This window comes from Roseateles sp. GW821-FHT09G09, assembly GCF_059415965.1.
In genome coordinates this window covers 521000-542052 of the sequence record NZ_JBWKOG010000005.1, presented here as the reverse complement: position 1 = coordinate 542052, position 21053 = coordinate 521000, and the positions used below count along the sequence as shown (strand labels likewise).

Annotated in this window: 19 protein-coding genes; 11 read left to right on the top strand and 8 right to left on the bottom strand. The window is 70.7% G+C overall.

Going from position 1 to position 21053, the window contains the following annotated elements; all coding sequences use genetic code 11:
- Positions 1 to 39: 39 nt before the first annotated feature.
- From AC07O8_RS16500 to AC07O8_RS16470, 7 genes are read right to left on the bottom strand one after another with little or no spacing between them, the layout of a single operon-like run.
- Positions 40 to 1110 (bottom strand): ABC transporter ATP-binding protein, encoded by a 1071-nt coding sequence (locus tag AC07O8_RS16500; RefSeq protein WP_495049059.1) that lies wholly within the window; start codon positions 1108 to 1110, stop codon positions 40 to 42.
- Positions 1111 to 1165: 55 nt separating this feature from the next.
- On the bottom strand, positions 1166 to 2011 hold the full coding sequence (locus tag AC07O8_RS16495) for an ABC transporter permease subunit (RefSeq protein WP_495049058.1): 846 nt from the start codon (positions 2009 to 2011) through the stop codon (positions 1166 to 1168).
- Positions 2008 to 2841, bottom strand: a complete 834-nt coding sequence (locus tag AC07O8_RS16490) for a hypothetical protein (protein WP_495049057.1) — start codon at positions 2839 to 2841, stop codon at positions 2008 to 2010. Before AC07O8_RS16490 ends, AC07O8_RS16495 begins: the two co-directional genes overlap by 4 nt.
- Positions 2838 to 3842 (bottom strand): alkaline phosphatase family protein, encoded by a 1005-nt coding sequence (locus AC07O8_RS16485; protein WP_495049056.1) that lies wholly within the window; start codon positions 3840 to 3842, stop codon positions 2838 to 2840. Before AC07O8_RS16485 ends, AC07O8_RS16490 begins: the two co-directional genes overlap by 4 nt.
- Positions 3839 to 4969 carry an ABC transporter substrate-binding protein gene (locus tag AC07O8_RS16480; protein WP_495049055.1) on the bottom strand — a complete coding sequence of 377 codons (1131 nt, stop codon included), beginning with the start codon at positions 4967 to 4969 and terminating at the stop codon, positions 3839 to 3841. The genes AC07O8_RS16485 and AC07O8_RS16480 overlap by 4 nt, the downstream gene beginning before the upstream one ends.
- Complete coding sequence (locus tag AC07O8_RS16475; RefSeq protein ID WP_495049054.1) at positions 4966 to 6177, bottom strand: alkaline phosphatase D family protein; 1212 nt, start codon at positions 6175 to 6177, stop codon at positions 4966 to 4968. Before AC07O8_RS16475 ends, AC07O8_RS16480 begins: the two co-directional genes overlap by 4 nt.
- A gap of 4 nt (positions 6178 to 6181) precedes the next feature.
- Entirely contained in the window at positions 6182 to 8437 is a 2256-nt protein-coding gene (locus AC07O8_RS16470) for a TonB-dependent receptor (RefSeq protein WP_495049053.1), read from the bottom strand.
- A gap of 212 nt (positions 8438 to 8649) precedes the next feature.
- Between AC07O8_RS16470 and AC07O8_RS16465 the strand changes: the two genes are divergently transcribed.
- Positions 8650 to 9408 carry a DeoR/GlpR family DNA-binding transcription regulator gene (locus tag AC07O8_RS16465; protein WP_495049052.1) on the top strand — a complete coding sequence of 253 codons (759 nt, stop codon included), beginning with the start codon at positions 8650 to 8652 and terminating at the stop codon, positions 9406 to 9408.
- Here the strand turns inward: AC07O8_RS16465 and AC07O8_RS16460 are convergent, their stop codons facing one another.
- Positions 9409 to 10377, bottom strand: coding sequence for a tetratricopeptide repeat protein (locus AC07O8_RS16460; RefSeq protein WP_495049051.1), 969 nt, complete (start codon positions 10375 to 10377; stop codon positions 9409 to 9411).
- 194 nt (positions 10378 to 10571) lie between these two features.
- Here AC07O8_RS16460 and purE point away from each other — a divergent pair, with 194 nt between their 5' ends.
- From purE to AC07O8_RS16410, 10 genes are all read left to right on the top strand, one after another.
- Positions 10572 to 11036, top strand: a complete 465-nt coding sequence (gene purE / locus AC07O8_RS16455; protein WP_495049109.1) for a 5-(carboxyamino)imidazole ribonucleotide mutase — start codon at positions 10572 to 10574, stop codon at positions 11034 to 11036.
- Positions 11036 to 12214: a 5-(carboxyamino)imidazole ribonucleotide synthase gene (locus tag AC07O8_RS16450; protein ID WP_495049050.1), complete on the top strand. Its 1179-nt coding sequence runs from the start codon at positions 11036 to 11038 to the stop codon at positions 12212 to 12214. Before purE ends, AC07O8_RS16450 begins: the two co-directional genes overlap by 1 nt.
- The gene (locus AC07O8_RS16445; RefSeq protein WP_495049049.1) at positions 12208 to 13236 is read left to right on the top strand and encodes an L-threonylcarbamoyladenylate synthase; all 1029 of its coding nucleotides are present in this window, start codon (positions 12208 to 12210) and stop codon (positions 13234 to 13236) included. Before AC07O8_RS16450 ends, AC07O8_RS16445 begins: the two co-directional genes overlap by 7 nt.
- Positions 13237 to 13258: 22 nt before the next feature.
- Positions 13259 to 14197, top strand: a complete 939-nt coding sequence (locus AC07O8_RS16440; RefSeq protein WP_495049048.1) for an SGNH/GDSL hydrolase family protein — start codon at positions 13259 to 13261, stop codon at positions 14195 to 14197.
- A 255-nt stretch (positions 14198 to 14452) separates the two neighbouring features.
- Positions 14453 to 15850 (top strand): alpha/beta hydrolase family protein, encoded by a 1398-nt coding sequence (locus AC07O8_RS16435; protein WP_495049047.1) that lies wholly within the window; start codon positions 14453 to 14455, stop codon positions 15848 to 15850.
- Positions 15851 to 15880: 30 nt separating this feature from the next.
- Entirely contained in the window at positions 15881 to 16579 is a 699-nt protein-coding gene (locus tag AC07O8_RS16430) for an OmpW/AlkL family protein (protein WP_495049046.1), read from the top strand.
- 82 nt (positions 16580 to 16661) lie between these two features.
- The gene (gene tsaB / locus AC07O8_RS16425; RefSeq protein ID WP_495049045.1) at positions 16662 to 17459 is read left to right on the top strand and encodes a tRNA (adenosine(37)-N6)-threonylcarbamoyltransferase complex dimerization subunit type 1 TsaB; all 798 of its coding nucleotides are present in this window, start codon (positions 16662 to 16664) and stop codon (positions 17457 to 17459) included.
- Complete coding sequence (gene rimI, locus AC07O8_RS16420; protein ID WP_495049044.1) at positions 17456 to 17953, top strand: ribosomal protein S18-alanine N-acetyltransferase; 498 nt, start codon at positions 17456 to 17458, stop codon at positions 17951 to 17953. Before tsaB ends, rimI begins: the two co-directional genes overlap by 4 nt.
- Complete coding sequence (locus tag AC07O8_RS16415; RefSeq protein ID WP_495049043.1) at positions 17950 to 18918, top strand: uracil-DNA glycosylase; 969 nt, start codon at positions 17950 to 17952, stop codon at positions 18916 to 18918. Before rimI ends, AC07O8_RS16415 begins: the two co-directional genes overlap by 4 nt.
- Positions 18919 to 21024: a putative bifunctional diguanylate cyclase/phosphodiesterase gene (locus tag AC07O8_RS16410; protein WP_495049042.1), complete on the top strand. Its 2106-nt coding sequence runs from the start codon at positions 18919 to 18921 to the stop codon at positions 21022 to 21024.
- Positions 21025 to 21053 lie beyond the last annotated feature (29 nt).

The window sequence follows — 21053 nt, the reverse complement described above, 5'->3', positions numbered from 1 at the left end:
ACGCCGCCTGATACCGCCTGGCGTCGCCCGACGCCGAGGCTACTCCTCGATCCACCGCATCGCCGGCTCCGCGATCGCGAGCTGCAAGGCGCTGCCGGGCGCGAGCTCGGCGTCCTCGTGCCGACGCCACATCGTCAGCGTCTGACCGCCCGGCCCCTCCAGCTCGCAGGCCACCCGCTGCTGGCCCGGATAGCTCGCCCGCAGCGTCGCGGTGAATCGCAGCGCCTCACGCGACATCTCGGCACCGGCCGGTCCATCGGCCAGCACCAGCGCCTCCACCGGCGCGATCCAGTGACCGGCGTCGCGGCGCCAGGCGCCGTCCAGCGTCTTCGCATCCAGCCGGTTGAAGATCCCCAGGAAGTCGGCCACCCGCCGGTTCGCCGGCGCGCGGCGCAGCTCGCGCGGCGACGCGCATTGCGCGATCACGCCGTCGAACATGACCGCCACGCGGTCGGCGATCTCGAAGGCCTCCTCGCGGTCGTGCGTGACGATCACGCAGCTCTGGCCGAGCTCGCGCTGCAGCCGCCGGAACTGCCGCCGCAGGGGCAGGCGGAAGTGCTCGTCGAGCGCCGAGAACGGCTCGTCCATCAGCAGCAGCATCGGCCGCGTCGCCAGCGCCCGCGCAAGAGCCACGCGCTGCCGCTGTCCGCCCGACAGCGCCTGCGGCAGCCGGTCCGCGAGCGCGCGCAGGTCGATGAGGTCGAGCAACTCGTCCGCCCGCGTGTCGGCGAGCGCCGCTTCCTCACCCCGCGCGAGCGGACCGAAGCGGATGTTCTCGCGCACCGACAGGTTGGGGAACAGCGCGTAGTGCTGGAACACCATGCCGATGTCGCGGCGCTGCGGCGGCAGCGTCTGCACCTGCTGGCCGGACATCGCGATCGTGCCCCGGTCCAGCGGCTGCAGTCCCGCGATCGATCGCAGCAGCGTCGTCTTGCCGCAGCCCGATGCGCCGAGCAGCGCGACGACCTCGCCGCGCGCCAGCGTCAGGTCGATGCCGCGCAGGACCGGCCGCCCGCCCAGCGCCAGCTCGGCACCGCGGACCGCGAGTTGCGCCGTCAGGTCGATGTCGGGAGAAGTCGAAGGGGCGGTTGAAGGCGCGGTCGAGGTCATCGCAGGGAGATCGTTGAGGTGGGGCCGGCGCGCGGGGTCATGGTCTGATCCGCGCTCATTGGGGCGATGCGCCCGTGGTCCAGCGCCGGGTGAGCGCTGCCACCGCCGCGACGATCGCGCCGACACCGACGAAGGCCAGCACCATCAGCGCCGCAGCCTGGTGACCGTTGGCGTTGCGCAGGCTGTTCATCAAGGGCTGAAGCAGCTCCAGCTGGCCGCCCAGCAGCAGGTTCGCGATCGCGAATTCCATCGCCGCCGTGACCCATGCGAGCAGGAACGCGGCAAGCAGCGCCGGCGCCAGCATCGGCAGCAGCACGCGTCGCACGGTGTGGCCATCGCTCGCGCCGAGCGTGCGGCCAGCCTCGATCAACGAGGCCGCGTTCAACTGCGCGAGCGCCGATTGCAGCGTCTTGTGGATGAGGGGGAACAGCGTCGGCGCGACCACCGCCACGTAGACCAGCGGGAGCGGCAGCCAGCCGCCCCAGCGGCCGACGAACAGCTCCAGCGCGCTGATCGCGATCACCACCGGCGCGATCGCGAAGGGCAGCAGCGCAATGAGGTCCAGCGTGCGCTGCAGCCGACGCGCGGCCGGGCCGTCGTCGAGCTGCACCGCGAGGGCCGCGGGAATCGTCGCCAGCGCGCCGCAGACCAGCGCCAGGGTCGCGCTCGCCAAGGCGAGCAGCGTCGTGCGCAGCACCGCGCCTTGCACGCGCGGATCGACGACGGCATCGACGATCCAGCGCAGCGTCGGGTCCTCCGGCCACCAGTGACGATCCCACCGTCCGGTGAGGCCGTAGACCAGCAAGGCCGTCATCGGCAGGAGCACCACGACCAGCAGCGCCGCCAGTGCGAGCGCCGAGATCACCGGGCGGTTCGCGGTGGAGGTCGACGCGGCGCTCATGCACGTCCCTGCCTGAGCCGCGCCGCCAGCCATCGCGTGAGGGCGAGCACCACCGCGAGCATCACGAACAGCACCAGCGCCAGCAGCGCCGACAGCTCGGGCTGCGCGAAGATGTCGCCGCTCACGAGCGAGGCGATGCGCACTGCGAGCACGTGGGCGGCCGTGCCGCTCAGCGCGAACGGCGTGGCGAACGCGGCGGCCGCGTTGGCGAAGAGCAGGCCGAAGATTTCCACCAGACTGGGCAGCAGCAGCGGCAGCCCGACCCGGCGCCAATACAGCACCGGCCCGGCGCCAAGCGTGGCTGCCGCGTCCTGGAGCGCGCCGTCCAGCATCTTCACCGGCGCGATGAGCAGCAGCGTCGCCAGCGGCGCCTGGAAGCAGACGTAGGCCAGCAGCAGGCCGTCGAGGCCTTGCAGGTCGATCCACGGCGCAAGCCCCGCGGCCTGCATCGTCGCGGTCACGACGCCCTGTGCGCCGAAGAGCAGCAGCAGCGCCACCGCGAGCGGCACACCCGAGAAATTGGCGCCCAGGCTCGCGAGCAGCGTCACCGGGGATTCGAGGCGAGGGACGCGCAGCAGCGCGATCGCCGCGCCGAGTCCGAGGGCCAGGCCGATCAGCGCCGACAGCGTGCCCAGCCACAGCGTGTTCCAGGCCGCTTCGAGGTAATAGGTGTCGGCGGTCAACTCGCCGACGGCGCAGCCGCCGGCCTGGCCGATGCAGTCGCCCAGCAGGGCGACGGCGCGCCAGCCAAAGGGCAGCAGCAGGGCGGCGGCCGTCAGCAGGAGCAGCGGGCCGGCGAGCCGCGTGGCGGTCCGCGCAGTCAGGCTCATGCGCGCGCGCCTCCGGACGCCGCGGCGATGCCCAGTCGCTCCAGGATCCAGGCCGCGATGTCCGTCTGCCGTTCCGGCATCGCCAGGCCCACCGCGCCGTCATGTGGCACCCAGACCAGCGGGACCTCGCGCTCCACCGGCAGCGGACCGCCGTGCATGCGGTCCGCGTTCATGCCGTGGTCGCTGGTCAGCAGCAGGTCGAAGCCGTCGGCGTGCCAGCGCGGCAGCAGCTGCGCGAGCAGCATGTCGAGCTTGCGCGCGCTCATCGCGTACGGGGTCGATTCACCGCCGTGCAGGTGACCGGCGAGGTCCGGTCCCATCGGATGGATGAAGAGCAGCGACGGCCCCTGCAGCGGCAGGTGCGCGCGACGCAGCGCCTCGGCATCGGCGAGCAGGTGGCTGTCGGGGTAGTCGTCCTCCCAGTACCAGCGTGCGGCCTGGATCCCGCAGCCCGCCGGCACCGCGTCGCGATGGCGCAGCGGGTCGAAGACCTCGCCGGCCAGCAACTCGTAGAACCAGTGATAGGCGGCGACCGCGGCCGGCACGCCTTGCGCGTCCAACTGCTGGAACAGGTGGTGCGAGAGCGCCTGTCCGGCCTGGCCGTTGCCGAGGATGCCGTGCGTCAACGGCGGCTCGCCGTTGATCACCGTCGCGTACAGCGGGCGCGACAGGCTTGGCAGCTCGCAGCGCAGCGAACGCCACTGCGCGCGGCCCGCGTCGTTGAGCGCCTGCAGGTAGCCCATGTAGTCGCGCGCGGTGTCGGCGCGCAGGCCGTCGGCCAGCAGCACGACGAGCTTGCGCGCGGGATCCGCCGCCTGAGCAATCGCGGCCGCTGCCTCGGCGGCGGCATCGATCGACGACGAGGAGGCCGGCAGGGAAGCCGGCGGGGCGCTGGAGATCGATGTGGCCGCAGCCGCATCCGCATCCGCGGCCGAAGGCGTTCCGGCGCTCGTCGACGCGCCGGGGAACGGAGGCGGCAGAGGTCCGGTGCTCGGGGTCATCGCGCGGCTCCCAGCACCTCGCGCTGCCACGCGCGAGGGAGTTTCTTGACCTCTTCGGTCCACACGGCCGGCTTCAGCGCGCGCGCCTTCGCATACTGCGCCTCGGGCACCAGCAGCGCCTTCAGGTCGGCCGGCAGCGGCAGCTGCGCGATCCGGATCGGCCGCGCGTGGCCGCGCGCGAGGTTCATCTGACCGGCGTCGCTGAAGATGTATTCCCTCGCCAGCATCGCCGCGTTGGGATGCGGCGCCCAGCGGTTGAGGAGGGTTGTGTAGCCGCTGGTGATCGAGCCGTCGGACGGGATCAGCACCTCGTAGTCCGCCGCGTTGGGCAGCTTCGCGCGGTAGGAGAGGGCGTTGAAATCCCACAGCAGGAACACGTCGGCCTCGGCGCGCTCCATCAGCGCGGGCGTCGCGTTGGTGCCGATCAGCCGCTTGTCCTTGGCGATCCGCGCGAAGGCCGCCAGCGCCGGCTGCAGCATCGTCTCGTCGCCGCCGAGCGCCACCGCCGCCGCCAGCACCGCCGCGTTGGACTGCGCTGCGCGGCCGACCTCGCCGATCATCACGCGCGCCTTGGACGCGAACAGCGCCTGCCAGCTGCGCGGCACGTCCGGGAGCCGCTTGCGGTTGACCGCGAACGCGATCGTGCCGGTGTACGCGAGCGCCCAGTGACCGTCGGCATCCTTCGCCCAGTCCGGCACCTGCGCCCAGGTCGTCGGCTTGTACGGCTGCGTGATGCCGCGCGCCTTCGCGATCGCGCCGAACTCGAAGCCGACGTCGCCGAGGTCCGCGCTCGCATTGGATTTCTCGGCCTCGATCTTGGCGATCTCCTCGGCGCTGCTCATGTCGGTGTCGACATGCGCCAGGCCGTAGAGCCGCTGCAGATCGGCCCAGGTCGCGCGCCAGTTGGCCCAATCGTCGGGCATGCCCAGGCTGCTCACGCGGCCCTCCTTGCGCGCGGCGGTCATCAACGCGTCCAGCGCGATCGACGCCGGCTGGCCGCCCTGCGCGTGGGCGCCAAACGCAAAAAGCCCGAACGAGGCGGGCAGGAAGGTGGGCAGGGCGGCGGGCACCAGGGCCGGCAGCGAAGCGGGCAGGGTCCGCAGCAGGCTGCGTCGGGACAAGGTCATGCGGTCTTCTCCTTGGCCGGGAAGCGCAGGCCCGACAGCGTCAGTTCCTTCGTCACCTTGGCCTTTCCATTCACGTCGCACAGCGCGAAGCGCAGGCGAAGATCATCCTCCCCTTCGGTGACAGGCTCGACATCGAGCACGCCGAAGTTCAATTCCGCCATCACCGCCGAGCGCCGGTTGCGGTTGGGCGTGGGAATGTCCCAGACCTCGGTCAGACCGCTGGAGGTCGCGTCCCACAGCGGGTAGCCGCCGGCGACGTCCACGCTGGAGAGCTCCGCGTAGTGCATGTCGCCGCTGAGGAAGACGACGCCTTCCGCGCGTGTCGTGCGGATCAGCTCGATCAGCCGGTCGCGTTCCCGCGGGAAGTTGGCCCAACCCTCCCAGCCGCTGCCGTCGGCCGCGAACTGCACGCTGGAGCCGATCAGGCGCACATCCGCCGGCACGCGCAGCTGCGCCTCGAGCCACGTCCACTGCGCCTCGCCCAGCAGCGTGGCCTCGGGCCGCGCATCGGGCACGTACCAGCCGGTCATCGGCTGTCCGCTGAGCTTGGCCCGCAGCACCATCGCCGCGTAGCTCGACTTCAGCGACGGATCCGCCGTCAGCATCGTGCGGTTGAAGCGCAGGTCCGGCAGGATCACCTGGATGCGCTTGCCGAGGGCTTCGAAGAGGTAGCTCTGATAGATCCCGTCCGCGCGCCGGCGCGGCGAGTCGGCCGACTCGTTCCACGCATCGCAGAACAGCTGCTGCGAGAGCTGCTTGAGCGGGTAGTCCGCGCCTTCGTCGTCGTCGCCAAAATCGTGGTCGTCCCAGATCGCGACGTGGCGCGTCGAGCGCCGGAACGCCTGCAGCGGTTCGACCGCCATGAACTCGGCGTAGCGCTGGCGCAGCGTCGCTTCGTCGCGGGCGTCCGCGTACAGGTTGTCGCCGAGGAAGACGAACAGGTCCGGCTTCGCTGCCCCGATCGCGCGCCAGATCGGCTGCGGCTTGGATTGCTTCGCGCAGGAACCGAAGGCGACGCGGAAGCGCCGGGGCGTCTCCGCATCGACCTTCGTGTTCAGATCGACAGTCGGGGCCGCCGGTTCCGTCGTGGCGCAGCCCACCAACGGTACCGCGATCGGCGCCGTCAGCGAACCCGCCAGCAACTGACGGCGTGTCAACCGGGCGCCCGCAAGCGGAGCGCCCTTCACGGCATCGACGTCCCCGGCCATGGCCTCAGAACTTCCCGGTCAGCGTCACGAAGAACTGACGGGGCGCGCCCGGCAGCAGCGTGGCGTAGGTGCCCGTGGGGTCGCTGTTGGTGAAGCCGTTCGAGCCGATCGTCGAGATGTAGTGCTTGTCGAACAGGTTGGTCACGCTGCCCTGCAGGCTCAGCTCGCGCAGCATCGAGACGTTCTTCAGCTTGTAGCCGGCGCTGAGGTTCACCAGCGTGCGGTCCGGGACCGAGGCGTCGTTGGTGTACGAGTAGTAGCGCTTGGACATGTAGTCCACGCCGATGGTGCCGAACAGCGCGCCGTCGTCGTAGCCCAGCTGCGACTTGACCATGGTGTCCGGTGCGTCGGCCACGCGCTTGCCGCGGATCGCGATCGTCGTGGTGCCGCTGACGACGTCGTCGCGGTAGGTCGACTTGGACAGGCTGACGCTGTTGTACCAGGTGAGCGCCGAGGCCAGGCGGAAGGACAGCGCCGCTTCCACGCCGGTGGCGCGCACGTCGCCGACGTTGGACAGCACGACCGGGTTGCCCTGGATGCCGGAGCCCTGCTGCACGCTCAGCAGGCGATCCTCGAAGTTGACGAGGTAGGCGCTGACCGAGCCTTCATAGCCGCGGCCGCTGGTGCGCCAGCCGGCCTCGACGGTGTCGGAGGTCTCGGGCTTGAGGCTGCCCTTGATCGCGTCGAAACCGGCGGTGGTCGTCGCGAACGGCGAGGTGCCGGTCGCCGCGCCCTGGTAGGCGCGCATGTTGCGCGCCAGCGTGCCGTAGAGCTCGTTGTTGGCCGACAGGCGATAGTTGATGCCCAGCTGCGGCAGGAAACCCTTCTCCGCGCTGATCGAGCCCGACGGCATGCCGGTGCCCGCCTGGAGCTGGCCATCGATCTTGACCTTCAGCGCCTTGAAGCCGGCGCCGACGGTCAGGTCCTTGGCGACCGACCAGGTGTCGGACAGCGAGAACTGCGAGGTCTTCGTGTTGAACGCGTACTGCCACTGCGTCAGGAACGGGTTGCTCGGGAACTGGTAGACGCTGGTGGCGGCCGAGGCGGCGTAGAAGCGGCGAGCCTGGTCGAAGTCGTTGTCCTCGAACCAGACGCCGGCCTTGATCAGGTGGTCGCCGAGGTCGAACTCGGCGTTGGAGACCACGCCGCCGCGCTTGATGCCGTACTCGGTCGTGCGCACCGAGATCGGCGTGCCGTCCGGCGAGGCCTGGTACGGCGTGAACCACAGGCCCATGCCCTTGTTGTGGTGGTAGTAGGCGGTGGTCTTCCAGGTGATGTTCTGCGCCAGGCGCAGGTCGGCGGAGACGCCGTACAGCTCGTCGTTGCGCAGGCCGGCACCGGCGTAGTACTGGTCGTCGCAGGCGGCCACGTAGGTGCTGCCGTTGTTGCCGCACAGCGTGTTGGAGGCCTTCACCGCGGCGGCGAAGTCCGGGTAGAAGTTGTCGAGCGTGTCGCCCTTGCGCTTGATGAGGTCCAGCGACAGATCCTGGTAGTCCACTTCCTTGCGGCGCGAAGTGTTGATGAAGGCCGACAGGCGGCTGTCACCGATGGCCTTGGTCCACTTCAGGTTCCACTGTTCCTGCTTCTGCTTGCCGTCGCCCTTCCACTTGTCGGCGTCCTGGTTGGTGTAGCTGAGGTAGAAGTCGCCCACCACCGTGCGGCCGCTGTCCACGCGCACGAAGGTGCGGGCGGCGGAGTCGCTGCCGATGGTCTGCGAGGCGCGGAAGCCGAACTTGTCCAGCGGATCGCTCGAATAGAACTGCAGCGTGCCGCCCAGGTTGCTGGACGAGGCCGCTTCCAGCGCGCCGGCGCCTTGCGACAGCGAGGCGCGGCCGACGTTCTCGCTCGAGATCGCGCGGCTGATGTGCAGGCCGTTGAAGTTGCCGTAGGACATGTCGCCCAGCGGCACGTCGTCGAGCGTGAAGCCGAGCTGGTTCTGCGAGAAGCCGCGCACGGTGAAGCGGGTCGACCACTCGTAGTTGCCCAGGCCGTCGGCGGACTGGAAGTTCACGCCCGGCAGGCGGGCCACGGTCGCCAGCGGGCTGCTGCCGGCCAGGGCGTTGTCGAACTCGGTCTGGCTCAGGCTCTGCACGGAGCGCAGCTGGCCGCGACCGACGGAGACGGTCACGCGCTCGAGCTCGGAGCGCTCGGACGACGACGCGGCGGCGCTCGTGTCGGCGGACTTCGGCGCGTCGACGGACTGCGCGGCGGCGGGGACAACGTAGGCTAGGCTGAGGGCCAGGACCAGGGCGGTGGGCATCGGGTGCTTCATGGTGGGGACCGGGTGCGTTGGGAATGGCCCGCACTGTCACAACCGTCCACGACAAGACAACGACAAACACGAAAAACCACAGCCCGTCGCGCGGCGGCTGCTGGCTATCCACAACATCACAGAAAAATCCTCAAACTGTCATGAAGGCGCTGCGTGGATCTGGGTGAATGCGAGGTCCATGCAGGGAGAACAAGCGATCCATGTGGTCCCAGGAACGACACGACAAGATCCTCTTGCTGCTGCGAGAGCGGCACCGCCTCACGACGGACGAGGCCGCACGCGAGCTCGGGGTGTCGCGCGAGACGGTGCGACGCGACCTGATCGAGCTGGAGCAGGGCGGCAAGCTCGCCCGCGTGCACGGCGGCGCGGTGCAGTCGGAGGTGCCGGCCGAGGCCAGCTATGCCGAGCGGGCGCAGTCGCGCCGGCGGCAGAAGCAGGCGATCGCTCGGCAGGCGATGGCGCTGGTGAAGCCGGGGATGAGCCTGTTCATCGACGCGGGATCGACGACGCATGCGTTGGCGCAGGCCTTGGCCCAGGCGCAGGCGCTGCGGGTGATCACGAATTCGGTGGCCGTGTGCGATGCGATGGCCGGGCGGCAGGGGCACGAGCTGCTGATGCTCGGTGGCGCGTACGTCCCCGAGACGTCGGGGACCTTCGGCGAGTTCACCGTCGCGGAGATCGCGCGGCATCGCGTGGACATCGCGCTGATCTCGCCAACCGCGCTCGATGCGCGGCAGGGCGCGTCAAGCTACCTGTGGGCGGAAGTCGCCGTCGCGCAGGCGATGCTGGCAAGGGCGAGGCAGCGGGTGCTGCTCGCCGATGCCAGCAAGCTCGGGCAGGGCAGCCGGATGCAGGTCTGCGATTGCGCCCATATCGACGTGCTGGTCACCGACGACGAGGCCGATCCGCAAGAGCTGGATCGGCTGACCCGCGCCGGGGTGGCGCAGGTGGTGTTCTGATCAGAACAGCGCCATGCTGAGCTTGCGGCGGTACTGGTCGACCAGCGGGTCGGAAGGGGCCACGGTGTTGTGGCCCGACAGCTGCAGGCCGCCCGCCTGGGGCGCTCCCGCGGCGCCGTGGCCATGCGCGGGTTGCGCCGGCTTGGTCATGATCTCGAGGATCGAGACATAGGTCTTGCGCGCCAGCTGGTCGTTCCAGGTCTTGTCACGCATGATGATCTCCAGGAGTTCTTCCATCGCGCCGGTGAAATCCCGGCCGGCGAAGAGCCCCTGCGCCAGCGCGAAGCGCGCGTCGAAGTCCCGCTTGTTGTTCGCGATCGCCGATTGCAGCGCGGCCGGATCCAGGCCTTGCTCGGCACGATCCGCCGCGGCGATCCAGGCGGCCAGGGCCTGGAATCTCGGATGCGGCGTGATCGTGTCCGCCGCCTGGTGCGCCACCGGCGCGAACGCCGCCTTGGCGTGCGCCAGCTGGTCGTCCTCCAGCAGCGCGCGGATCAAGTCGAAACGCGCCACCTCGTTGTTCGGGTCGGCCTGCACCGCCGCCTGCAGCTTCTCCAGCGCGCCGTCGGCGTCGCCTTCCTCGAGCAGGGCCTGCGCCTCGGCCAGGTCCTCCTCGGCCTCCAGCGCCTCGCCCGTGGGCACGTGACGGTCGAGGAACTCGCGGATCTGCGCCTCGGGGATCGCGCCGACGAATCCGTCCACCGGCTGTCCGCCGACGAACATCACGCAGAACGGGATCGACCGCACGCCGAAGGCCTGGCTCAGCTGCGTCGCGATCTCCGGCTGGTCGTCGCTGTTGAGCTTGGTCAGCTTCCAGCGACCCGCATACGCCACCTCCAGCTTCTCCAGCATCGGACCCAGCGTGCGGCAGGGGCCGCACCACGGCGCCCAGATGTCGAGCAGCACCGGCTGCTGCATGGAGGCCTGCAGGAGGTCCGCTTCGAAGTTTTGGAGGGTGATGTCGGTCATGGTGGGAGCAAGGACGGAAGCAGGCGGGCGGCGGGCGGGCCCCGTCGGCCGGACGGGAGTCGAACGCCAGGAACGGCAAGAACGGCACCTGAGGCTGCCCGCCTACAATTCAAGGTTTCACGATTTGACAGATCGAGGACCGACCCGTGAGCAGCGCCACCACTCCCGACATCGCCCCCGTCATCGGCGTGGTCATGGGCTCCAGCAGTGACTGGGAGACCATGAAGCACGCCGCCGACATTCTCACCGAGTTCGGCGTGCCGTTCGAGGCGCGGGTCGTTTCCGCCCACCGCATGCCCGACGAGATGTTCGCCTATGCCGAACAGGCCGAAGGCCGCGGCCTGCGGGCGATCATCGCCGGCGCCGGCGGCGCCGCCCACCTGCCGGGCATGCTGGCCGCCAAGACCCTGGTGCCGGTGCTCGGCGTGCCGGTCGCCAGCCGCCACCTGCAGGGCGTGGATTCGCTGCACTCGATCGTGCAGATGCCCAAGGGCATCCCCGTGGCGACCTTCGCCATCGGCAACGCGGGCGCGGGCAACGCCGCCCTGTTCGCCGTGGCCGTGCTGGCCCGCGACAACCCGGCCTTGCGCGACCAGCTGGACGCCTTCCGCAAGCGCCAGACGGCCGCCGCCACCGCGATGACCGAGGAGCTGCGCTGATGCCGCTGCTGCCGGGTGAAGCGACGCTGGGCGTGCTGGGAGGCGGCCAGCTCGGCCGCATGTTCGTCCACGCCGCCCAGGCGCTGGGCTACCGCTGCGTGGTGCTGGACCCGGACGCGGCCAGTCCCGCCGGCGCCGTGGCCCACGAGCACCTGAAGGCCGATTACCTGGACCCGGCGGCGCTCGACGACCTCGCGCGCCGCTGCGAGGCGATCACCACCGAATTCGAGAACGTGCCCGCCCGCGCGCTGGAGCATCTGGCACGGGCGCGCGTCGTCGCGCCCGGCGCGTCGGCCGTCGGGATCTGCCAGGACCGCGCCCGCGAGAAGGCCCACTTCGACGCCAGCGGCGTGCCCTGCGCGCCGTATGCCGTGCTGCGGGGTGGCGCCGATGCCGATTCAGACGCCGATCTGGCCGCCGTGCCCGCGTCGCTGCTCCCCGGCATCCTCAAGACCGCGCGCCTCGGCTACGACGGCAAGGGCCAGCGCCGGGTCGCCGACCGGGCGCAGCTCGCCGCCGCCTTCGATGAACTCGGCCGCGTCGACTGCGTGCTCGAGCAGATGCTGCCGCTGGCGCTGGAACTGAGCGTGCTGGTCGTGCGCGGCGCCGATGGCGAGGTCGTGACCTTCCCGGTCCAGCAGAACCTGCACCGCGACGGCATCCTCGCGGTCACCGAGGTGCCCGCGCCCGATGTCGACGAGGCGCTGCAGGCGCAGGCGCGCCGTTCCGCCGCCGCGATCGCGACCGGCATGGGCTACGTCGGCGTGCTGTGCGTGGAGTTCTTCGTGCTGAAGGACGGCCGCCTGGTCGTCAACGAGATGGCGCCGCGCCCGCACAACTCGGGCCACTACACGATGAACGCCTGCGACGTCTCGCAGTTCGAGATGCAGGTCCGCGCGATGACCGGCCTGCCGCTGCGCGAGCCGCGCCTGCATTCGCCGGTGGTGATGCTGAACCTGCTGGGCGATCTGTGGTTCGACGCGAACGGCCAGGAACGCGCGCCCGACTGGTCCGGCGTGCTGGCGCTGCCCGGCGCCGAGCTGCACCTGTACGGCAAGGCGCAGGCGCGCCACGGCCGCAAGATGGGCCACCTGAACGTGATCGGCGCGACCGCCGAGGACGCCCGCGCCAGCGCCCGTCGCGCCTGCGCGCTCCTCGGCCTGCCCGACACGTGGTGACGACGGGGGACGGCGGGGTGACGGGGTCCGGCTTCCAGGTGCTCGACGGCCAATCGCCCGAGGCGGTGCGTGCCACGGCGCGCGTCCTCGCCGCGGGTGAACTCGCGGGCGTGCCGACGGAGACCGTCTACGGCCTGGCGGCGCGCGCCGACCAGGACGAGGCCGTCGCGAAGATCTTCGCCGCCAAGGGCCGTCCGAGCGACCATCCGCTGATCGTGCACGTGCTCGACGAGCAGGGCGCCCGCGTGTTCGGGCAAGACCTGTCGCCGGTCGCCCACCGGCTGATCGAGGCCTTCTGGCCCGGCCCGCTGACGCTGATCGTCCGGCGCGTGCCCGGCATCGCCGCCGCGGCCGCCGGCGGGCAGGACACGGTGGGACTGCGCTGCCCGTCGCATCCGGTCTTCCGCGCGCTGATGGCCGAGTGCCGCGCCCTCGGCGTCGAGGGCCTGGCCGCGCCGAGCGCAAACCGCTTCGGCCGTGTCAGCCCGACCACCGCCGCACACGTCGCCGACGAGTTCGACCCCGGTCTGACGGTGCTGGACGGCGGCCCCTGCGACGTCGGCATCGAATCGACGATCGTCGACGTCAGCCGCGGCGGCCTGGTGCTGCTGCGGCCCGGCGTGCTGACCCCGGAACAGCTGGAAGCCGCGGCCGGCCTCGCTTTACACGCGCCCGACGCCCAGGCGCCACGCGCCTCGGGCACACTGGCTGCGCATTACGCACCGCGCGCGACGGTCCGCCTGATGGACCTGGAAGCCTTGCGCGCCGCGCTGGCGGACAACCCTCCGGCGGGGCTGGCGGTATATTCCCGCTCGTCCTTCGACGGGACGGGCGCCCCGGCGCTGCACCGGGCCATGCCGGCCCAGGCGCGCGCGGCGGCGCGTCAGCTGTTTGCCGTCCTGCGCGAGCTGGACGCGGCCGGCGCGACGGAGATCTGGATCGAGGCGCCTCCGCAAGAGGCCGCCTGGGATGGGGTGCGGGACCGCTTGTCCCGCGCGGCGGCGGCCTTCGCGCCCCGCTGAGTTTTCGAGATTTGGAGAGTTCATGAAGAGTGTGAAGCGCCACCTGGCCGTGCTGCTGGGTGCGACCGCGATGCTGGCCGCCTGCGGCGGCGGCGGCGAGCAGATCGACCCCTTCCGTCCGACGCGCCTCATCGCCTTCGGCGATGAAACCAGCGCCATCCGCACCGACGGCACCAAGTACACGGTCAACGGGACCGACGCGACCAGCGGCGCCGTGACCTGCACCTTGAACCAGGTGTGGACGCAGCAGCTCGCGGGCCACTTCGGCCTCGTGTTCGGCGAATGCAACCCGGACAAGCTGGCCACGCCGACCGCGCGCATGTACGCCGCCCTCGGCGCCAAGACCGCCGACGTCGCCGCGCAGATCGACCGCCAGTTCGCGCTGGACGGTTTCAACCCGAAGGACCTGGTCACCATCCTGGTCGGCGCCAACGACGTGCTCGAGCTGTACGCGCAGTACCCGGCGCAGGACGCCGGCACGCTGGGCAACGCCGCGCAGGCGCGCGGCGAGGCGCTCGCCGCGCAGGTCAACCGCATCGTCGACGCCAACGGCCGCATCATCCTGTCCACCGTGCAGGACATGGGCCTGTCGCCGTTCGCGATCCGCGAGAAGTCGGTCCACGCCGACACCGACCGCGCCGCGCTGCTCACCGAGCTGTCGCGCCGCTTCAACGCCGGCATGCGCCTGAAGATCCGCAACGACGGCCACTACATCGGCCTCATCCTGACCGATGAGCTGATGGGCACGATGAGCCGTTATCCGACGATCTATTCGGCCTCCAACTCGACGGACGCCGCCTGCCTGGCGAGCTCGCTGCCGCCGGTCTGCACCGACAAGACGCTGGTGGCCAACGCCACCTCCACCTCCCACATGTGGGCCAGCGACCAGTTAGTCGGACCGGTGATGCACACCAACATGGCCTCCCAGGCCGTCAACCGGGCCAGCAACAACCCGTTCTGAGGCCGACCTTCGCGCGCGCATCGCGCGCACCCGGATGACAGAAGTGTTGCAACCGCGCCTCGATGGGGTCAGGTTGTGCGTCCGTCGTCCCCCCGACCCTGGCATGCTGTGGCGTGTCAGGGTTTTCCTTTTGTAAGCGCCGCCGGACGTGCGCTTAAAGTGATCCCTGAGAAAAACGAACGACCGTTCGATTTAGTGCCGACCGCGATCGCCGGGACGGTGCAGACGACGGAGACAACCCCTGGAGAAGTCCGAATGAACAGCCAATTCAAACTGGCCAGCCTGACTCTGGCTGCCGTGGCCATGCTGAGCGCCTGCGGCGGCGGCAGCGATGCGTCGAGCGACGATCCCCCGCCGGCGCGCGGCACCCTGGAACTGGGCCTGAAGGCCGGCGCGGCGACCGCCGCCCAGATCGACGCGGGCACCGCGGCGAAGGGCGTGCAGGCGATCAGCGGCAAGGCCGCCTGCGACGTGGACGTGCGCTACGTCTACTACTGGACGCGTGATCCCCAGGGCCTGCCGGCCACCGCCTCCGCCGCCGTGCTGGTGCCGGCCGGCACCGGCGCCGCCTGCACGGGCAACCGCCCGGTGGTGCTCTATGCCCACGGCACGACGACGGACCAGGCCTACAACATCGCCGACATCCAGAACAACGCCGAAGGCTCGCTGGTCGCGGCGTTCTACGCCGCCCAGGGCTTCATTGTCGTGGCGCCGAACTACCTCGGCTACGACCGTTCGGGCCTGCAGTACACGACCTACCTGAACGCCGAGCAGTCGGCGATCGAGATGGTCGACGCGATGCGCGCCGCCCGGACCCACCTGGCCGCCGAGAGCGCGGTGAAGCCGTCGGCCAAGCTGCTGCTGGCCGGCTACTCGCAAGGCGGCCACGTGGCGATGGCGACGCAGAAGGTGATGGAGCGCGACTACGCGACCGAGTTCCCCGTCACCGCCGCCGCGCCGATGTCCGGCCCGTACAACCTGGTGGGCTTCAGCGACCAGATCGTCAACACCGGCCCGGTCAACGCCGGCGCGACGCTGTTCCTGCCGCTGATGCTGACCAGCTACCAGAAGGCCTACGGCAACATCTACGCGGCGCCGACCGACGTGTACGCGGCCCAGTTCGCGGCGACCGCGGAAACGCTGTTCCCGTCGAAGAAGTCGATCACCACGCTGATCCAGGAAGGCAAGCTGCCGAACGACCCGACGTTCACCAACCTGTTCGGCACGGGCGGCCTGCTGAACCCCGCGTTCAAGACGGCGTATCCGACCTCGAACTTCCGCAAGGCGCTGCAGACCAACACGCTGCTGGGCTGGACGCCGAAGGCGCCGGTCGCGCTGTGCGGCGGCTCGGGCGACCCGACCGTGTTCTTCACCAACACGCTGCAGGCGCAGGCCGACTTCGCGTCGCGCAACAAGCTGTACCCGGCGTCCAACCTGGAAAGCGCGGCCTCGATGGCCTGGGCCGGCCAGGTGACGGCGGCCACGATCGCGGGCGGCTTCGCGCAGGCCAAGGCGGCCACGTCCGCCGCGGCGGGCGGCGGTGCGGCCGGTGCGGCAGCGGTGCAGGGCGCCTATCACGGCACCCTGGTCCCGCCGTTCTGCAATGCGCTGGCACGCGGCTTCTTCCAATCGGTCCTGGCTGCTCAGCCGTAATCGCCGACGACCAGCACGGAGACATCATTCATGAAGAAGAACATCACCCTCATCCTGGCCGCTTCGCTGATGGCACTGGCGGGCGCCGCCCGGGCCGAAGAGCCGGCGGTCGGCACGCACTCGGTCTACCTCGGGCTCGCGCACATCGACGTGAACAGCAAGGCCGGTCCGCTGGAAGGCGGAAGCCGCCAATTCCCGGCGCCGGGCGCGCAGATCCGCGTCGGTGACGCGACCACCACGGGCTTCGGCTACACCTACCGCTTCCTGCCGCGCTGGAGTGGCGAGATCGCGCTGGGCGTCCCGCCGTCGCACAAGATCTACGGCAATGGCGTGCTCGCCAACGCCGGCCAGATCGCGGTCGTGCGCCAGATGCCGCCGACGGTGTTCGTGAACTACCACCTCGGCGAATGGATCCCGAAGGTCCATCCCTTCGTCGGCGTGGGCGTGAACTACACCTACTTCGAGAAGAAGCGCAGCACGCCCACCGGCGACGCGATCAGCGGCGGCCCGACCCGCATCACGCTGGAGAACTCGTGGGGCGCCGCCGCCCACGCGGGCTTCACCGTGGCCTACACGAAGCAGTGGTCGCTGAACGCGACGGTCGCCTACGCGGACGTGCGCAGCAAGATGCGCTCGTACACGACGACCAAGGACGGTGTGGAAGAGCTGCACACGGACATCAACTTCCGTCCGGTGGTGTACACGCTGTCGCTGGGTTACTCGTTCTGATCGGACTCCTGATCGAACACGGGCCCCGCGGGGCCGGGGGATCTCCCCGCCTCGCGACGTCCCGGGCCACTACACTTCGGACATGAGCGTGTTGCTGGCCCTGGATAGCTCGACCGAACACATGGCTCTGGCCCTCGTGGGCCAGGGCCATGCTGCTTTTGTGGACGCCGATGGCGGGGCGCTGGCCTCCCAGCGGCTGGTCCCGGACGTGATGGCGCTGCTGAAGCAGGCCGGCCTGCCGCTGGCCGCGGTGGATGCCGTCGGCTTCGGCCGCGGACCGGGCGCGTTCACGGGACTGCGGACCGCATGCTCGGTGGCGCAGGGACTCGCGTTCGGCGCCGGCAAGCCCGTGCTGGCCCTCGACAGCCTGATGCTGGTCGCGGAGGACGCGCGGCAGCAACTTGCCGATGCAGGCGATGCAGTGGACGCCTCCGGACCGCTCGACGTGTGGGTCGCGATGGACGCCCGCATGAACCAGATCTACCTGGGCCGCTATCGATGGCACGGCGTGCAGTGGTCGACGGTGCTGGAGCCGCTGTTGACCGATCTCGAGCCGCTGCGCGCGCTGTGGCGCGAGGAGCCGCCGACGATCGTCGCCGGCTCCGCGCTGAGCGCCTTCGAGCTGGAGACCGGCACGGCCCGCCGCTTCCCGACCACCGTCTCGCGTGCCCGCGCGCTGGGCGCGCTCGCGCAGCAGGCCTTCGACGCGGGCCGGGCCGAAGACGCCGCCAACGCGCTGCCGCTGTACGTGCGGGACAAGGTGGCGCTGACCACCGCCGAACGCGAGGCCGCGAAAACCGCCGCCGCAGCAGCACCCGCCGCTGCGGCAGTCGCCGACAGCCACGATGGCCACGATGCCGGGGGAGCGGTCCCGAGATGAGCGCCCAACCCCGAGACCTTGCCTGGCCGCCGTCGCTGCAATCCCTGCAGCCGCTGCGCGCGCTGGACCTCGACGAGGTGATGGCCATCGAGGCCGTCTCCTACAGCCATCCCTGGACGCGCGGCAACTTCATCGATTCGATGGCCGCAGGCTACGCCGGGTTCGTCATGCGTGACGAGCAGGCGAGGCTCTGCGGCTACTTCCTCGCGATGCAGGTGGTCGACGAGATGCACCTGCTCAACATCACCGTGACCGAGGCGCGGCAGGGGCAGGGGCTGGCGCGGCGCATGCTCGACGCGCTGGGCCTGCTGGCGCGGGCGCGCGGCTGCCACCAGGTGTGGCTGGAGGTCCGCGAGAGCAACCTCCGCGCGCGCCGCCTGTACGAGCGCTACGGCTTCGCGCAGAGCGGCCTGCGTCGGGGCTACTACCCCGGCACGGAGGGTCGGGAGGACGCGGTCCTCATGACGCTGCGCCTCACGGAGCCCGCCGCATGAGCTGGAACGAACGTCAACGCGCGATGCTGGAGGCGATGGGCCTCAAGCTGTGGACGCCGACGGGGCCGGGCGACTCGCCCGAGAGCGCGGCTGCACCCGCCGCGCCCGCGATGCGCATGCCAGGGGGCGGGTCGGACGTCATCGTCGTTGAAGCACCCGCGCCGCGCCGCGCGGCGGAGCTGCCGGCGAGGACGCCCGCCGTCGCGCCCTCTGCGGCGCCCACGGCGCCACCTGTTGTGGCGCCCGTGACTGCGGCCGCCGCGGTCGAGGTCGCGCTCACCCAAGCGCTCACCCACGCGCGCGGCCTGGGGCGCGAGGCCATCGCCCGGCTGGACTGGCCCGGCCTGCGCGACGAGGTCGCGTCCTGCCGCGCCTGCGGGCTCTGCGAATCGCGCAGGAACACCGTGTTCGGCGTCGGCAACGAACGCGCGCACTGGATGGTCGTCGGCGAGGCGCCGGGCGAGCAGGAGGACCTGCAGGGCGAGCCCTTCGTCGGCGCCGCCGGCAAGCTGCTTGACAGCATGCTGCGCGCGGTCGGCCTGGGCCGCGGCGAGGGGCCGCCCGAACGGCAGGTCTACATCGCCAACACGCTGAAGTGCCGGCCGCCGCGCAACCGCAATCCGGATCCGTCGGAACTGGCGCAGTGCGAGCCCTTCCTGCAGCGCCAGATCGACCTGATCCAGCCGCGCATCATCCTGGCCATGGGCCGCTTCGCGGTGCAGCAGCTGCTGCGCAGCCAGGAGCCGATCGGCCGGCTGCGCGGGCGCGTCCACACCTACCAGGGCGTGCCGCTGGTGGTCACCTATCACCCGGCTTACCTGCTGCGCAACCTGCCGGACAAGGCGCGGGCGTGGGAGGACCTCTGCCTGGCGCTGAGGACGCTGGAGGAGTCGCCTCCACGTGGTGACGGGGGCGTCGCCGCGGGCGTGCAGCCGGCCACGCCATCGACGGCCGGGACGGACTGAATGAACGCGCCGGTGCCGCCGCTGCCGCCGGCCTGCCCGGCGCCCTCGGCCGACGACCAGGACGCGCAGTTCCGGCTGCTCGCGGACAACGTGCCGGTGCTGATCGCGGTCTTCGACGCGGCCACGCGCACCTGCCGCTTCGCCAACCGCCAGTACGCGCGCAGCTTCGGCCTGGACGAGGTCAGCGTGCTGGGCCGCACCTTCGCGCAGATCATCGGCGAGGAGGCCTCGCAGGAAATCGAGCCCCACGTGCAGCGCGTGCTGCGCGAGCGGGTCAGCGTCAGCTACGAACGCCGGCTGGAGCGTCGCGACGGCAGCCCGCGCTGGATCGAGGTCAACCTGATCCCGTACGTGCCGCCCGGCGCGGACGAGGTGCAGTCGAGCTTCGTGCTGATCTCCGACATCACCCGCTTCCGCGAGGCCGAGCTGGCCGTGCGCGACTCCGAGGAGCGGATGGGCAAGTTCATGCAGGCGTCGATGGAGGGCATCGTCTTCCACCGCGACGGCGTCATGACCGACGTCAACCCGCCGCTGTGCGAGCTGGTGGGCTACGCGCTCGAGGAACTGGTGGGGCGGTCCGCCCTGTCGATGATCGCGCCGGACCAGGTCGACACCGTGCGCGACGTGATGATGACCGGCCGGGAGACGCGCTACCCGACCGCGATCCTGCATCGCAGCGGCGAACGCATCGACGTCGAATTCATCGTGCGGACCCTGTGGCGCAACGGCGAGCGCCTGCGGATGACCATCGTCCGCGACCTGCGTCCGCACCTGGAGGCGCTGGCGCGCATCCAGCACCTGGCGCAGCACGATCCGCTGACCGGGCTGCTGAACCGCGCGACCTTCATGGAACGGCTGCGCGAGCGGCTGTCCAAGGGCAACGCGCGGCGCGCGGCGCTGCTGTTCATCGACCTCGACAACTTCAAGCGGGTCAACGATTCGCTGGGCCACCTCGAGGGCGACCGCGTGCTGCGCACCGTCTCCGAGCGTCTGCGCGGCGGACTGCGCGGCAGCGATCTGGTGGCGCGTTTCGGCGGCGACGAGTTCGTCGTGTTGCTCGAGGACGTGCATCAGCGCAAGGACGTGCAGACGGTGCTCAACGCCCTGTTGAGCGTGGTCGAGGTGCCGGTGCAGGCGGACGGCCGCGACCTGTCGGTGACGCCGTCGATCGGCGTGGCCATGTATCCGGAGCACGGCGACTCGCCCGAGGAACTGCTGCAGCACGCCGACACCGCGATGTACCTCGCGAAGACCGCGGGGCGGGCGACCTACCAGTTCTTCGAGCACGCGATGGCCGAGAACGCCTACGCGGACCTGGTGCTCGAGACCGAGCTGGCGCAGGCGCTGACGGCCGACCAGTTCGTGCTCTTCTATCAACCGCAGGTCGACGCGCGCACCGGCGAGCTGGTCGGCGCGGAGGCGCTGCTGCGCTGGCGACATCCCGAGCGCGGTCTGCTGACGCCGGACGCGTTCATCGTCGTCGCCGAGCGCCACCGCCTGATGCTGCCGCTGGGCGAGTGGGTGATGTACGAGGCGGCGCGGCAGACGCGCGCCTGGCATGAGCGCGGCGTCGCCGCGATTCCGATCGCGGTGAACCTGTCGAGCATGCAGTTCCGGCTGGCCAGCTTCTCGAAGTCGGTGGCCCATGTGCTCAAGACGGCGGGCGTGCCCGGCGAGTGGCTGGAGCTCGAGCTGACCGAACGCATGCTCACCGAGGAGATCGACCGCCTGCCAGAGCTGCTGCAGACCTTGCGCTCGCAAGGACTGGCGATCTCGATCGACGACTTCGGCACCGGCTACACGGCGCTGAACCAGCTGACGCGGCTGCCGCTGGACAAGCTCAAGATCGACCAGAGCTTCGTCGCCGTGCTCCCGGACGATCGCGGCGCGGCCGCGATCACGCGCGCCATGGTGCAGATGGCCAAGGGCCTGGGCCTGCGGGTCGGGGCCGAAGGCGTGCGCAACGCGCGGCAATGGCACCTGCTGGCCGAGTGGGGATGCGACGAGCTGCAGGGCGAGGTGATCGCGCCGGCGATGCCCGCAGGGGAATTCGAAGCCTGGCTGGCCGCGCGTGGCAAGCCGATGCTTCCCGGAATCGACACATGACTTCAAAGACAACAGATTCCGCCCGCCTG